The sequence below is a fragment of the Streptomyces macrolidinus genome, assembly GCF_023887685.1.
Taxonomy (GTDB): domain Bacteria; phylum Actinomycetota; class Actinomycetes; order Streptomycetales; family Streptomycetaceae; genus Streptomyces; species Streptomyces macrolidinus.
In genome coordinates this window covers 1-13773 of the sequence record NZ_JAMWMR010000054.1, presented here as the reverse complement: position 1 = coordinate 13773, position 13773 = coordinate 1, and the positions used below count along the sequence as shown (strand labels likewise).

15 protein-coding genes are annotated in these 13773 nt (G+C 71.8%); 12 read left to right on the top strand and 3 right to left on the bottom strand.

Going from position 1 to position 13773, the window contains the following annotated elements; all coding sequences use genetic code 11:
• The coding region (locus tag NGF19_RS29705) for a hypothetical protein (RefSeq protein WP_252428943.1) at positions 1–182 on the bottom strand (182 nt) is incomplete at its 3' end.
• A 1-nt stretch (position 183) separates the two neighbouring features.
• Between NGF19_RS29705 and NGF19_RS29700 the strand changes: the two genes are divergently transcribed.
• The 4 genes from NGF19_RS29700 to NGF19_RS29685 all read left to right on the top strand — a co-directional run bounded on the left by NGF19_RS29700 (position 184) and on the right by NGF19_RS29685 (position 2883).
• Positions 184–378 carry a hypothetical protein gene (locus NGF19_RS29700; RefSeq protein ID WP_252428941.1) on the top strand — a complete coding sequence of 65 codons (195 nt, stop codon included), beginning with the start codon at positions 184–186 and terminating at the stop codon, positions 376–378.
• Positions 379–394: 16 nt separating this feature from the next.
• Entirely contained in the window at positions 395–1159 is a 765-nt protein-coding gene (locus NGF19_RS29695) for a bestrophin-like domain (RefSeq protein WP_252428940.1), read from the top strand.
• Positions 1160–1398: 239 nt separating this feature from the next.
• Positions 1399–2151, top strand: a complete 753-nt coding sequence (locus tag NGF19_RS29690; RefSeq protein ID WP_252428938.1) for a hypothetical protein — start codon at positions 1399–1401, stop codon at positions 2149–2151.
• Positions 2152–2223: 72 nt separating this feature from the next.
• The gene (locus NGF19_RS29685) at positions 2224–2883 is read left to right on the top strand and encodes a class F sortase (RefSeq protein WP_252428936.1); all 660 of its coding nucleotides are present in this window, start codon (positions 2224–2226) and stop codon (positions 2881–2883) included.
• 41 nt (positions 2884–2924) lie between these two features.
• On the opposite strand, the gene NGF19_RS29680 is transcribed toward NGF19_RS29685, so the two are convergent.
• A complete protein-coding gene (locus tag NGF19_RS29680; RefSeq protein WP_252428934.1) occupies positions 2925–3767 on the bottom strand; it encodes a polysaccharide deacetylase family protein in 843 nt (280 codons plus the stop codon).
• Between the two features lie 165 nt (positions 3768–3932).
• Here NGF19_RS29680 and NGF19_RS29675 point away from each other — a divergent pair, with 165 nt between their 5' ends.
• From NGF19_RS29675 to NGF19_RS29660, 4 genes are all read left to right on the top strand, one after another.
• Complete coding sequence (locus NGF19_RS29675) at positions 3933–4394, top strand: universal stress protein (RefSeq protein ID WP_252428932.1); 462 nt, start codon at positions 3933–3935, stop codon at positions 4392–4394.
• 43 nt (positions 4395–4437) lie between these two features.
• Complete coding sequence (locus tag NGF19_RS29670) at positions 4438–5865, top strand: amino acid permease (protein ID WP_252428930.1); 1428 nt, start codon at positions 4438–4440, stop codon at positions 5863–5865.
• Between the two features lie 169 nt (positions 5866–6034).
• Positions 6035–6583: a sigma-70 family RNA polymerase sigma factor gene (locus NGF19_RS29665; RefSeq protein ID WP_252428928.1), complete on the top strand. Its 549-nt coding sequence runs from the start codon at positions 6035–6037 to the stop codon at positions 6581–6583.
• 135 nt (positions 6584–6718) lie between these two features.
• On the top strand, positions 6719–7228 hold the full coding sequence (locus NGF19_RS29660; protein WP_252428926.1) for a hypothetical protein: 510 nt from the start codon (positions 6719–6721) through the stop codon (positions 7226–7228).
• Positions 7229–7284: 56 nt separating this feature from the next.
• Here NGF19_RS29660 and NGF19_RS29655 read toward each other — a convergent pair whose 3' ends face one another.
• The gene (locus NGF19_RS29655; RefSeq protein ID WP_252428924.1) at positions 7285–8397 is read right to left on the bottom strand and encodes a helix-turn-helix domain-containing protein; all 1113 of its coding nucleotides are present in this window, start codon (positions 8395–8397) and stop codon (positions 7285–7287) included.
• A 231-nt stretch (positions 8398–8628) separates the two neighbouring features.
• On the opposite strand from NGF19_RS29655, the gene NGF19_RS29650 reads away from it, so the two are divergent.
• The 4 genes from NGF19_RS29650 to NGF19_RS29635 all read left to right on the top strand — a co-directional run bounded on the left by NGF19_RS29650 (position 8629) and on the right by NGF19_RS29635 (position 13733).
• Positions 8629–9984 carry a flavin-containing monooxygenase gene (locus NGF19_RS29650; protein ID WP_252428922.1) on the top strand — a complete coding sequence of 452 codons (1356 nt, stop codon included), beginning with the start codon at positions 8629–8631 and terminating at the stop codon, positions 9982–9984.
• Entirely contained in the window at positions 9981–10856 is an 876-nt protein-coding gene (locus NGF19_RS29645) for an SDR family NAD(P)-dependent oxidoreductase (protein ID WP_252428920.1), read from the top strand. Before NGF19_RS29650 ends, NGF19_RS29645 begins: the two co-directional genes overlap by 4 nt.
• The gene (locus tag NGF19_RS29640; RefSeq protein WP_252428918.1) at positions 10853–12211 is read left to right on the top strand and encodes an MFS transporter; all 1359 of its coding nucleotides are present in this window, start codon (positions 10853–10855) and stop codon (positions 12209–12211) included. The genes NGF19_RS29645 and NGF19_RS29640 overlap by 4 nt, the downstream gene beginning before the upstream one ends.
• 97 nt (positions 12212–12308) lie before the next feature.
• Entirely contained in the window at positions 12309–13733 is a 1425-nt protein-coding gene (locus NGF19_RS29635) for a lipase maturation factor family protein (RefSeq protein ID WP_252428916.1), read from the top strand.
• Positions 13734–13773 lie beyond the last annotated feature (40 nt).

Here is a 13773-nt window from a genome sequence, read left to right as displayed (position 1 = left end):
CCCCCCCCTCCGCCCAGCCCCCCGCCCACCCCGACGCCTACGCCGACTCCGGTGCCGAGCCCGCCGCCGAGTCCCCCGCCGACGCCCGCGCCGCCGCCGAAGCCGAGGCCCACGCCGAGACCCGCGCCGCCGCCGTCGCCCACCGTGACGCCGCACCCCCGGCCGGTACCGAAACCGGCCATCGTGCCGACCCCCGCGCCGCCCCCGTCACCCGCGCACCGGCCGAGCCCGCGCCCCTCGCCACCGCGGGTGCGCTATCCGCGGTACCACCCGGTCTCCCACGCGCCACCACGGCACGACAGCCCGTCCCCGCTCACCTTCACCCTGCTCATCGTCGTGCCCGCGGTGTTCGCCATCGCCGTGCTCCGTCCGCGCTGACCCCTGGAGGAACCTCTTGTCGGAATGGCTTGTTCTCGCCCTCGCGATGGCCGCCGCGTGCGCCGTTGTGATCGCGGTGGCCCTGGTGCGGGTCCGTACGGCCTCCGCCCATGACGATCCGTCCGAGACCCCGGACGTGATCGAGTACATGACGATGTGGATCGGCGTGGTCTACGCGATCGTGCTGGGTCTGGCCATCGCGGGCGTCTGGGAGGCCCGCAGCGCGGCCCAGGACCATGTCCAGGCCGAGGCGCAGGCGCTGCACGAGATCTCGGAGCGGGTCCGGGTCTATCCGGCCGACGCCCGCGACCGGATCCGCGCCGACATCGACGCGTACGTCCAGCAGGTCGTCGGCACCGAGTGGAAGGCCATGGCCGACCACGGCGAGGTGACGGACCGCGGCGGCGACCTGTTCCAGCAGATCCGTCAGGACGTCACCGACTACCAGCCGAAGACGGACTTCCAGGCCCAGGCCTACCAGCCGCTCCTCGATCAGGTGACCGCGGCCGGTACGGCACGGGCCGCCCGGGTCGACGCGATGGGCCCGACCATGCCTCCGGTGGTGTGGTTCGGGCTGCTCACGGGGGCGGTGATCACCATCGGGATGGTGTTCGCGCTGCAGATCAGGCGCACGGCCCGGGAACTGGTCCTCGCCGGGCTGTTCTCCGCGCTGATCGCGTTCCTGCTGTTCCTGATCTGGGACTTCGACGCGCCCTACAGCCGGGGCGTCCCGGCCTCCGCGGAGCCGTTCCTGGCGATGTTCCCGCAGCTTCACGGCTGAGGCCTGACAGACCGGCAGGGGTGGGTGACATCCGCACCCGCCCCTGCCCCTCCCGCCCCCTCGGGCATTCCTCCATCCGTGCACCCGACGCCCCCTGTGCGGCGCACACGGATACCCCATTCGCACGGCTGCGATCGCGTCCACCCGCCCGCCTTCCTAGCGTTTCGGTCATCGAGGTGCATTTCTGACGCAAGCGGAAACGGTCCGCGGCAAGCTCCTCGGGGACCTGGAGGCACACCATGCGCGCGATACGCGCTGCTTCGGTCGCACTGCTGGGCTTGACCGCCCTGGCCTGCACCGCACCCGCATCCGCCGCCCTGAGCGGCAGCGTCGCCCCGCTCACGACGTCCACGTCCGGCGGCCGGTTCACATCGTCCGCGCCGGACTGCCGTGACCCCGCGAGGATGTCCTCGGCCGCCACGCAGGCTGCCGCCACGCAGGCTGCCGCAACAGAGACGGTCGCCATGAAGACGGTCGACATGGAGACGGTCGCCGTCCGCACGGGCCTGAACTCGGCGGCCACGTACGGCAGATCGGGCAACCGCTACGAGATGACGTTCCACTGCGGCAGCGGGAGCCACGGTACGACGCTCATGATCGCCGACCGAAGCGGCAACGACCGCGGGGACGGCGGCTACGGCGGCAACGGGCGCGGGGAGAACTCGTACGGCGGTGGCAACGGCCGCGGGGACGGCGGGTACGGCGGCAACGGGTACGGCGGGAACGGATACGGCGGGAACGGATACGGGGGGAACGGATACGGCGGCAACAGCCGCGGCGGATACGGGGACAACCAGTACGGCGGCGGGAACAACCGCGGCGGCGACTCCCGGGACCGGCCCGGCTATGAGCAGCACGGGGTACGAGCGGGTGCCGGTGGCAGCGTCGGCGGCTTCGACCTGAAGAAGATCGGGCTCGGCGCGGCGCTCATCGCGGCGCCGCTGGGCCTGGCCTGGCGCATGACGCGCAGGCGCACCACCGGCGACAAGTGACGAACGCGGCGTCCGCCGCACCGAGCAGGTCCGCGGTATCCGGAAGGTCCGCCGTACCGGGAAGGGATGGGAATGTCTGCGTCCGAGTCGGCCGGAGCGGGGGCGCGGCCCGCGAAGCGCGTCCCCTGGGGTGTGTTGGCGCTGGTGCTGCTGACGGGGCTGTCGCTCGTGCGCACGGGTTCGGGAGCCTTCGACGTCGGCCCGCCGCAGCCCGCCTCGGCGGCGGCCCCGAACGCTCCCGGCGGCCCGAACACCGCCGGGACACCCGCCGCCCTGCCGTACTCCGGGGTCGCCCGCGTCCGTATCCCGACGCTCCAGGTCGACGCCCCGGTCATCCCGGTCGGCCTGGACATGTCCGGCTGGGTGAGCGCGCCGCCCCTCGGTGACACCAATCTCGCGGGCTGGTTCACCGGCGCGGTCGCGCCCGGCGAGAAGGGCACGGCCGTGATCGTCGGGCATGTCGACAACACCGAGGGCCCGGCCGTCTTCTACGGGCTCGGCGGGCTGAAGAAGGGCGAACGCGTCGAGGTCCGGCGCACGGACGGGAAGACCGCGGTGTTCAAGGTCTACGGCGTCGACATGGTCGACAAGCAGAACTTCCCCGGCACCCGCGTCTACGGCGACAAGGGCGTCCCGGAGCTGCGCGTCATCACCTGCGGAGGGGAGTTCTCCGAGCATGACGGCTACGCCGGGAACGTGGTGGTGTTCGCGCGGCTCGCGGAGGTGCGCTGAGCGGGGCGACGGGGGGCGCGAGGCCACGCGCGTACCCACGCTCACGTGAACTGCCGTGCGGGCAAGGCGATCTGATAGCCGCGGTCCAGCAGATACGGCAGATAGGCACGCAGGGCCCGGACGCTCTGCGAGCGGTCGCCGCCCGCGTCGTGGGAGAGCACGATGACGCCCGGAGCGGCACCCTCCTCCACCCGGTGCACGATGGTGCGGGTGCCCGGGGCCGTCCAGTCGCGCGTGTCCCTGGTCCAGGCGATCGGCTCCATGCCCAGCTCGGCGACGAGCCGGAAGACGGTCCGGTTCCAGGCCCCGTACGGCGCGCGGAACCACAGCGGCGCCTCACCGCAGCCGTCCTCGATGACCTCGCTGGTGCGCTCCAGCTCGGCGCGGATCCTCGACCGGGGCAGGGTCGTGAGCAGCGGGTGCGTCCAGGTGTGGTTGCCGACGCTGTGGCCGTCGTCCGCCATCTCCCGTAGCAGGTCCTTGTGTTGGACGGCCATCTCCCCGCAGACGAAGAACACCGCGCGGACGCCGTACGCGCGCAGGGTGCGCAGGATGCCGGGGGTGTACGTGGGGTCGGGGCCGTCGTCGAAGGTCAGCACCATGGTTCTGCCGCGTCCCGGCATGCTGCGGATCGGCTCGTGCCGCACGGCGGTCCGGGCGGGCAGATGCCGTGCCGGGCCGTCGGTGAGGGGCTGCAGTCGGAAGGCGGACGCCCGGAGCGAGGCACGCGCCTGCGGACCTTGGATCACGGCAGTGCTCCGTACTGACCGTGTGGGGTCGTCGACGGTGAGCAGCCGCTCCGTGCCCGCGGTCGCGGCAGTGCCCAGGGCGGCGGCTCCGATGAGCAACGCCTTACGCCGTGTAATCAGACGATCTTTTGTCATGACTAATCAGTCGCGCGGACGAACGGTTCCGCGTTCGCGCAACACCGCTGCGGCGCCACAAATCCACCTGATGAGACGACTGCCCGTGGAGGCAAGAGGGGAGGCGAGCGGGGAGGCCAGGGGTGAGCGGGGCTCGGAGCTGCGGATTCCGCTAGCGTGGCTGCCGTGATGGAACAGCACGCGCACCAGTTCGAGCGTGGCACGGACGGGCCCAAGGTCATCGTCGTCGGGGTGGACGGCTCCGATCCCTCGCTCCGGGCCGCGGCCTACGCCGCCGGGCTGGCCCGACGGCAGGGCGCGCTGCTCGCGCTCGTCTATGTGCAGCCGATGATGGCGGCGGGGGCGGCGTTCGGGGTGCCCGTCGCCGAGACGACCGACGAGATCGCGGAGGATCTGGTCGCGTACATCCGTGAGTCCGCGGAGCGGGTCAGGGGCATATACGACGTGCGCTGGGAGTTCCACACCTTCCGCGGCGACCCCTACAGCGGGCTGGTCAAGGCCGCCTGCGAACTGCGGGCGGACGCCGTCGTGGTGGGGGCCTCCGAGCAGGCGGGGCACCGGATCATCGGTTCGGTGGCGGTGCGTCTGGTGAAGGCGGGACGCTGGCCGGTCACGGTCGTACCTTAGGAGCTGTCGTCAACCCACCGCCGTCTGCGAAGAGGTGAGGCCCATGGCCCGGCTCCGGATGAGTCAGGGAATACTCCGCCGCAAACCCATCGCGCACATCGAAGAGACAGAGCTCAGCGAGGGCACCCGGCTCGAACGGTCCCTCGGGCTTTGGCAGTTGACCGCGATCGGGGTCGGCGGGATCATCGGGGCCGGCATCTTCACCCTCGCGGGCACGGTCGCGGGCGGAACGGCCGGGCCCGCGGTCCTCGTGTCGTTCCTGATCGCCGGGCTCGCGAGCGCGGCAGCCGCCCTGTCGTACGCGGAGTTCGCGGGCCTCATCCCGAAGGCGGGCTCGGCGTACACCTACGGCTACGCGGTCCTCGGCGAGTACGCGGGCTGGTTCATCGGCTGGGATCTCCTCCTCGAGTACACGGCGATCGTGGCGGTGGTCGCGATCGGGATCTCCGGCTACTTCGGCTTCCTGCTCGGCGAGACGGGCGCCCATCTGCCGACCTGGATGCTCGGCGCACCGGGTACGGGCGACGGTCACCGGGTCGACCTGTTCGCGGCCCTGCTGTGCCTGTTGATCGCGTATCTGCTCAACCTCGGCATCCGCAACGCGGCCCGCTTCGAGACGTTCGTGGTGGTCCTGAAGGTCCTGGTCGTCCTGCTCGTGATCGGCGTGGGCGTCTTCCACATCGACACCACCAACTACAACCCGTTCTTCCCGTACGGGGTCGGCGGCGCGTTCACGGGCGCGGCCACGGTGTTCTTCGCCGTGTTCGGCTACGACGCACTCTCGACCGCGGCCGAGGAGTCGAAGGACGCCCAGCGCCATATGCCGAAGGCGATCCTGTACTCGCTGGCGATCTCCATGGTCCTGTACGTGGCCGCGTGTCTGGTCCTGACGGGCATGCAGAACTACAAGGACATCGACCAGGAGAGCGGATTCTCCAGCGCCTTCAAGGCAGTCGGCCTCAGCAGAGTCGCGGACGTCATCGCCGTCGGGGCCGTCATCGGCATCCTCACGGTGATGTTCACGTTCATGCTGGGGGTGACTCGCGTGTGGTTCTCGATGTCCCGTGACGGGCTGCTGCCGAAGTGGTTCGCCAAGACCCATCCCACGCGTCACGTCCCCACGCGCGTGACCTGGGTCGTCGGTGGCGCCTCGGCCGTCATCGCCGGGTTCCTGCCGATCGGGGAGGCGGCCGAACTCACCAATATCGGGATCCTGTTGGCGTTCGTGGTGGTGTGCGTGGCGGTGATCGTGCTGCGCTACCGGCAGCCGGACCTGCCGCGCACCTTCCGTACGCCGGGGATGCCGGTCGTGCCGGTCCTCGGCGTGGTCTTCTCGATCTGGCTCATCACGTTCCTGCAGTGGCAGACCTGGGTGCGGTTCGCGGTGTGGTTCGCCATCGGCCAGATCGTGTACTTCGGCTACTCCTACAACCGCTCGGAACTGGCGAAGGCCACCGACTCCGGCGGCTGACAGGGCCGGGCGGAGCTGTCCGCGGCGCGGCCAGGGCTTCGCGCCGGGCTCGCCGCCGACCGCTTACCGAACCGTTCACCGCACCGTTCACCGACGAACAGCGACCGTCCACCGCACAGCCCGGTTCGTGGCCTGTCCCGGTGGGGCTCGGCGGGTTGGCATAACGGCCATGACGGCCGGAACCATCACCGCACCCACCGGGACGACCGCCGAGCACGAGCTGGCCGAGTTGCAGCGCGAGCACGGTCGGCCCCTCTTCGCCCTGCTGCTCAGGCTCTCCGACGGAGACCGTCAGCGCGCCGAGGACCTGTTGCAGGAGACGTTCGTACGGGCGTGGCAGAACCCCGCTGCGCTGCGGGCGCACGACTTCGACTCCGTGCGCCCCTGGCTGCTCACCGTCGGGCGGCGGCTCGCCATCGACGCCCGGCGGGCCCGGCAGGCGCGTCCCGCCGAGGTCGGGGACGCCGTCCTGGAGACGTCTCGGGTGACCGCCGATCACGCGGAACGGTCGGCCGCGATGCTCGACGTACGCGAGGCTGTGAAAACACTCACGCCCGAACACCGGGACGTTCTGGTGCAGGTGTACTTCCGTGGGGCGAGTGTGGCGGAGGCCGCTGCGGCCTTGGGGATTCCGCCCGGTACGGTGAAGTCCCGCGCGTACTATGCGTTGCGCGCCCTGCGCCGGGTTCTTCCGGGATACGCGCCCGACCTGCGGTGAAACCGAAGGTCGGGTCAAGCCTTCGCAAAGCGCCTTGCCGCGGGCCATGGTGGAGCAATCAGCTTGCCTCATCCGTGCTCCGGGACCGGGGCCCGGGTTCGGGCGACGCGCACGCACCGGAGGAGGCAGAGAGGGATGCCACACAGAGGCCAGGAGAGCACGCACGGCTCCGACGGCGGTGAACTGACCGTCCCCATGGCGTGGTTGTACGCGGAGTACATCGCGGACGAACTCCTGCGGACCGGTGATCTCATGCCGCCGTCGTCCTTCGAGTTCCGCGCCGGACGCGATGCCCTGGCGCTGACCGTCTTCCTGTCGGACACCGAGGGCGAACTGTCGAGCATCCAGGTCGTCTCGCAGTTGGAGACCTGGCTCTCGCTGACGGCGTACGACCAGCCGTGGCAGGACTGGGTACGGGAACGGCTGGCCCGACTCGCCACCGAAGCCCTGGTGTCGGGCGGACCGGCACCGGATCTGGAGCTGGCCTCGGCGGCCTGGCGCTGGCTGGAGGAGACCGAGTTGCTCGCCGCCGATCTGGACGCGGCGCCCGGCGGCCCGGTCGAGGAGGACGACGGCCCCAAAGTCTGGACGCCTGCTTGGCAGTTGGGGCTGCCTCTCGGGCATCTCGCCATCCATCTCTTCTGAAGCCGCTCCACAGAGATCTGAAGCCGCTTCGCCAATCTTGGAGAGCTGACACTGCGTCAGGTCAACCAGGCGCGGCACAGCCACCACGCGTTCATCGCGCCGAAGGTGTCGAAGGGGTCGATGCCGGTGACCTCGGCGAAGCGCTGGACCCGGTTGCGCACCGTGTTCGGGTGCACGAACAGCCGCTCGGCCGCCGAGGTCACGTCCCGGCCCGCTTCCAGCCAGGCGCGGACGGCGAGGGCGACCGGCTCGGCGTTGGCGCCGAGCGCGGTCCAGGCCGGTCGATGACGTTCCAGCAGGACCGCCGCCAGGTCGGCCCGGTCGCCCACGGCGGCGAGGACGGCGACATCGGCCACGTGCACCACCCCGGTCCGGCGGGCCGACTCGGCGGCCGTCAGCGCGGCGAGGGCCAGCCGCCGCACGGCGCCCAGCTCCTCCGGTTCGGCCGGTCCCGCGAGCCCGGCGGCCGTCCCGCTCCGGGCCGCGCGCTCCGGCGGGGTCCGCGCGAGCACGCCGACCAACAGGCCGTCCACATGCCCGATCAGCGCCGGGGCGCGGTCGCGCAGCGCGTGCTCCAGACCGGCATCGCCGGGCCGGGCGACCAGCACCCACAGCCCGCCCGCGACGGGCAGCCCGGCCTCGGCGGCGGCGAGCGTGGCCGCCGAGCCGCCCTCCAGCAGACGCCGCAAGATCGTCAGGTCCCGGCCGCCCGCGCCCGCGTGCTGGTCGGCGTCGACCGAGCGATGGGCCTTGATCAGCCGGGAGCGCACGGCCTCGGACCAGTCGTCGTACAGTTCCCGCGCGTCGAGCAGAAGCCCGGCCTCGATCCCGCTGGTGGCGGCGATCTCCCGGGCCCGTGACCAGATGGCGCGCTCGGCGATGTGGATGGCCCCGAGCACGGCCTCGATGGGCACGCCCTGCCGGGCGCGGGTGATGCCGAGTTCCTCGACGAACGACAGCTCCGCCTCCGTCGGGCCGCGCCGGGCCGCCAGCGCCCGGGTCGCCGCGGCCAGCAGCGCGCGGGTGTGCCCGGCGATGTCGGAGGGCGGGAGCACCGCGATCTCCCGCACCATCGTGCGTACTCCGCTGACCACGGACGGCAGCAGGTCGTCCTCGCCGACGACCCGTTCGATCAGGTCGACCACGCTGTCCCAGTGATCATGCCGCATACGACGCATGCTCACCTTCGTTGTGGCGCAGCACAAGTCCGCCGCCGAATCCCGTGACGTACGACATGTCCAGGGCCGTGATCAGCACCTACGGTTGGCGGGAGCCACAACGACGGCCGCCCCCGCGTCCCCACCCCGCAGCCCTGCGCGCCGTCCCCGTGAGGTGTGTCCGCCGCCCGAGCGCGCCGCGCGCCGGTTCCTTCGCACCGCCCCTGCCCGAGGAGAAGCGCCATGTCCCCTCCCTGCCGTGTCGCCGTGATCGGCGCCGGAGCGGCCGGTCTCACCGCCACCAAGGCCCTGCTGGACGCGGGTGTCGAGGTCGTCACGTACGAGAAGGGCGACCGGCCCGGCGGGCTGTGGGCACGCGACAACTCCAGTGGGCTGTCCCCGGCTTACGCCTCGCTGCACCTCAACACCAGCAAGGGCCGTACCGAGTTCGCCGACTTCCCGATGCCGAGGCAGTGGCCGGACTACCCCTCGGCCGATCTGGTGGCCGGCTATCTCGCCGACTACTGCGCGCACTTCGGGCTCGCCTCGCACATCCGGTTCGGTACCACGGTGGCATCCGTCGAGCGGGAGGAGGAGGGGCGAACGTGGGCGGTGACCACCGAGTCCGGTGACCTCGACCGGTACGACGCCGTCGTGGTCGCCAACGGCCACAACTGGGACCCCCGTTGGCCCGATCCTGCCTACCCCGGAGCCTTCGACGGCACCCAGATGCACGCCCACGACTACTGCTCCGCCGAGGACTTCCGGGACCGTAGGGTGCTAGTCGTCGGCATGGGCAACTCCGCCATGGACATCGCCGTCGACGCGTCGTACGTCGCACGGGGCCCGGTCCTGCTGTCGGCCCGCCACGGCGTCCACATCGTCCCCAAGTACCTCTTCGGCCGCCCCGCGGACGCGACCGGCGGCGCCCTCGCGGTGCTGCCGTGGCGGGTGCGCCAGCGCATCGCCGAGACCATGCTCCGGCTGGCCGTCGGCACCCCGCAGAGCTACGGCCTGCCCGCCCCGGCGGGCGGCCTGTTCCAGAACCACCCCACGATCAGCGACACGATCCTGCACCGCCTCACCCATGGCGAGGTCGCCGCACGGCCCGGCATCGACCGTCTCGACGGGGCACGGGTCGTCTTCACCGACGGCACCTCGGAACCGGTCGACATCATCGTGTGGGCCACCGGCTACCGCGTGTCCATCCCCTTCCTGTCCCCTCACTGGCTGGGCGACGACCCGGAGCAACTGCCGCTGTACAAGCGGGTGTTCCACCTGAAGGACCCGAGCCTGGCCTTCGTGGGCCTGATGCAGTCCACGGGTGCGGCACTGCCCGTCGTGGAGGCCCAGTCGAAGCTGGTGGCCGCCCATCTCGGCGGCGCCTACGCCCTTCCCCCGGCCCAGGAGCAGCGGCGCGCCGTCGACCGGGCGCTGCGCGCCGCGGTCGAGCGGTGGGGGAACCGGCGCCCGCAGATGCGTATCGACTTCGACCAGTACGTGGCCGAGCTGCCGGGCGAGATCAAGGCCGGGCGCGCCCGACTGCGGCGCGGCGCCCGCCCGTTCACCGCGGCCGACCGTGAAGGGAGCACGCTGTGAACACCGCACGGACCTCCTCCGCCCTTCCCCTGCGCGGCCTGTTCGGCGGGCGACGGGACGCCCGTGGCCTGCGGGTGATCGTGACCGGCGCCTCCGGTACGTTCGGCCGGGCGCTCTGCGCCGAGCTGACCGGGCTGGGCGCCCGCGTCATCGGCCTGGACCTGGCGCCGCGCCCCGACGACCCGGTCGACGTGCTCGCCTGCGACATCACCGACGACGCGGAGGTGCCCGCGATGGTGGCCACCGCGCTCGACCGGCTGGGCGGGCTCGACCTGCTCATCAACAACGCGGGTATCGGCGGGCCCGCCCCGGCCGAGCTGCCGCCGGGCGCCGAGGTGCGGCGCCAGCTCGACATCAACCTGCTCGGCACCTGGCGGGTGACCGCCGCGTGCGTGGACGCCCTCGTCGCCTCCCGTGGCCGCGTCGTCATGGTCTCCTCGCGGATGGCCGCCATGCAGTTGCCCCTGGCCGCGGCGTACGGGGCCTCCAAGCGGGCGCTGGTGGCGTACGCCGACGCGCTCCGCATGGAGATCGGCACACATGTCGCCGTCACGTGTGTGTATCCGTCGGCAGTGCGCAGCCCCATCCATGACTCGACCGCCGCGGCGGGGCTCTCGCTGGAGGGCATGAGCAGCTACGAGCCGCTGGAGGGCGTGGTCGACACGGTGCTGCGCGCCGCGCTCGGCCGCCGGGTGCGCCGTGACCTGCCGACGACCCGCCGAGGCGCCGTGGAGTTCTTCCTGGCCCGCCATCTGCCCCGCGTGACGGACCGGATCATCGCCCGTACGCTCGCGGGCCGGGCCCGTGGCGGCGCGTTCGAGGGGGCGGAGCTGGCCGCGGGCGTCGTCAGACGCCACACGGAGGCGCCATGAGCGCCCCGCCGGAGGCGGTGCGTCGCACGGACGAGACGTCCGCCCGCGCGGGGGCCGGTGACCTCACCCTGTACGCGGCCGGGTCGGTCGGGATGGGCCTGTGGGTCACCGTCCCGGGTCTGCTGCTGCTGTACTTCCTCACCCGGACCCTCGGCGTCCCCGCGTTCCTCGCCGGACTGACGCTGCTGGTGCCGAAGATCATCGACGTGGTGGTCCATCCCGTCCTCGGTTCGCTGTCGGACCGGCAGGCGCGCCGCCGACGGCACCGGCGCGCGCTGCTCCGCTGGGGGCTGCTGCTGGCGGTGGCGTGGATCGCGATGTTCTCGGTCCCCGCGGGCCTCACCGGGGCGTCGGCCGCGCTGTGGGTCGGCTGCTGGTGCGCCGCGGGCAACGTGCTGTTCGCCTGCTTCCAGGTGCCGTATCTGACGACCCCGTCCGACCTGCGGATCGGCTACCACGAACGCACGCGCGTCTTCACCTTCCGGATGTTCTTCCTGACGCTGGGGCTGCTCGGCGCGGGGGTCGCGGCCCCGGCGCTGGTGGCGTCGGGCAGCCACGGCGCCTACGCGCGGATGGCCCTGCTGCTGGCCGCTGTCCTGGTCGTGTCGCAACTGGTCGCCCTGACCGGGGTCCGCAGGCTCACCGACCGCTGCGGGTTCCAGGTCCCGGACGAGCGTGCCCACTCCGCGCTCGGCGACATCCTGACCGCCTGGCGGGACCGTGACTTCCGGGTACTGCTGCTGTCGTACCTGTTCACCGGCACCACCACCCATCTGTTCCTGGCGGCGCTGCCCTTCTACACCGAGTACGTCCTGCACGACCGCGGGCTGACCGCCGTGCTCATGGGCGGCTTCCTCGTCCCGGCGACCGTCGCCGGACCGGGCTGGCTGTGGGTGTCCCGGCGGATCGGCAAGCAGCGCGGGCTGCTGCTGTCCCAGGGTGCCTTCGTCGCGGGGTCTCTCGCGCTGCTGCCCGGTGAGCGGCTCGGGGTGGTCGTGATCACCGCCGTGGTGGTGGTCATGGGCGCGGCCTTCGCCGGGCTCCAGCTCCTCGCCTTCTCGATGGTCCCGGACGCGGTGGCGGCGGCCGAGGCGCGGGGGTCGGCCCGCGCAGGTGCCTATACCGGGGTGTGGACCGCGACCGAGGCGACCGGGACGGCTCTCGGCCCCTATGTGTACTCCGCCGCCCTGGCCATCGGCGGCTTCGCCTCCACCACCGAGCGCCACTCCCCCGTCCAGTCGCACTCCGCGATCGTGGCGCTGCTGCTGGGCTTCACCGTGGTCCCGGCGGTGCTCATGACGATCGCGCTGGCGTTCCAGCGCCGATGCGCGCTCGACCGCGCGGCGGTGCCGTGACACGGTGCCCCGCCCCTCCGCAGTGACTCCGACTCCGCAGGAGCCCGGTAGCGGGTACGGCGTACGGCGTCACACTGGAGCAAGAGGAGCGATCACCGTGAACTGGTTCGTCGCACCGGACTACTGGCTGAGCCGGCTGGTCTTCCAACGGGCTCTGGCCGCCGTGTATCTCATCGCGTTCCTGACCGCCGTGACGCAGTTCCGCGCGCTGATCGGGGAACGCGGACTGCTGCCCGTGCCCCGGTACGTCGCGCGGATGCCCTTCAGGACCGCGCCGAGCGTCTTCCACTTCCGCTACTCGGACCGCTTCTTCGCGGGCTGGTCGTGGGCGGGGTGCGCGGTGTCGGTGGCGCTGCTCGCCGGGGTCGACTCCCTCGTGCCGCTCTGGGCGGGGATGCTGCTCTGGCTGGTCCCCTGGGCGCTGTATCTGTCGATCGTCAACGTCGGCCAGACCTGGTACGCGTTCGGCTGGGAGTCACTGCTGCTCGAAGTCGGCTTCCTGGCCGTGTTCCTGGGCAACGGCACGGTCGCCCCGCCGATCGTCGTCCTGTTCCTGCTGCGCTGGATCCTCTTCCGCGTCGAGTTCGGCGCCGGACTGATCAAGATGCGCGGGGACATCTGCTGGCGCAAGCTGACGTGCCTCTACTACCACCATGAGACACAGCCGATGCCGGGGCCGCTGAGCTGGTTCTTCCACCATCTGCCGAAGCCCCTGCACCGGGTGGAGGTGGCCGCCAACCACGTCACCCAACTGATCGTCCCCGTCCTGCTCTTCACCCCTCAGCCGATCGCGACGGCCGCCGCGGCGTTGATGATCGCGACGCAGTTGTGGCTGGTCCTGTCCGGCAACTTCTCCTGGCTGAACTGGATCACGATCGTGCTGGCCCTGTCCGCCGTCCGCTTCCCCACCACCGCCCCGCCGGTGGCCGGGCCGCCGCTGTGGTACGAGGTCGTGGTCCTGGCGGTCGGCGCGGGACTGCTCGCTCTCAGCTACCAGCCGGTACGGAACATGGTCTCCCGCCGCCAGATCATGAACCGCTCCTTCGACCCGCTGCACCTCGTCAACACCTACGGCGCGTTCGGCAGCGTCAGCACGACGCGCTACGAGGTCGTGATCGAGGGCACGACGGACGACGTACCGCACGAGGAGTCCGGCTGGCGGGAGTACGAGTTCAAGGGCAAGCCGGGGGATCCGCGCCGCTGGCCGCGCCAGTTCGCCCCGTACCATCTGCGGCTCGACTGGCTGATGTGGTTCGCGGCGCTCTCCCCGGCGTACGCGGCGCCCTGGTTCGGCAGCCTGGTCGAACACCTGCTGGAGAACGACCGCGCCACGCTGCGGCTCCTGCGCCGCTCCCCGTTCCCCGCGGACACGCCGCCCCGCTATGTGCGGGCCCGGCTGTACCGCTACCGCTACACGACGTGGCGCGAGCTTCGGGAGACGGGGGCGTGCTGGGACCGAACGTACGTGGCCGAGTTCATGCCGCCGACGCGGCTGGCCGCCACGGTGGTCGGGGCGCGCTAGGCGTTGTCGCGGGCGCGGGTGAGGAGGTCCTCCAGGGCCT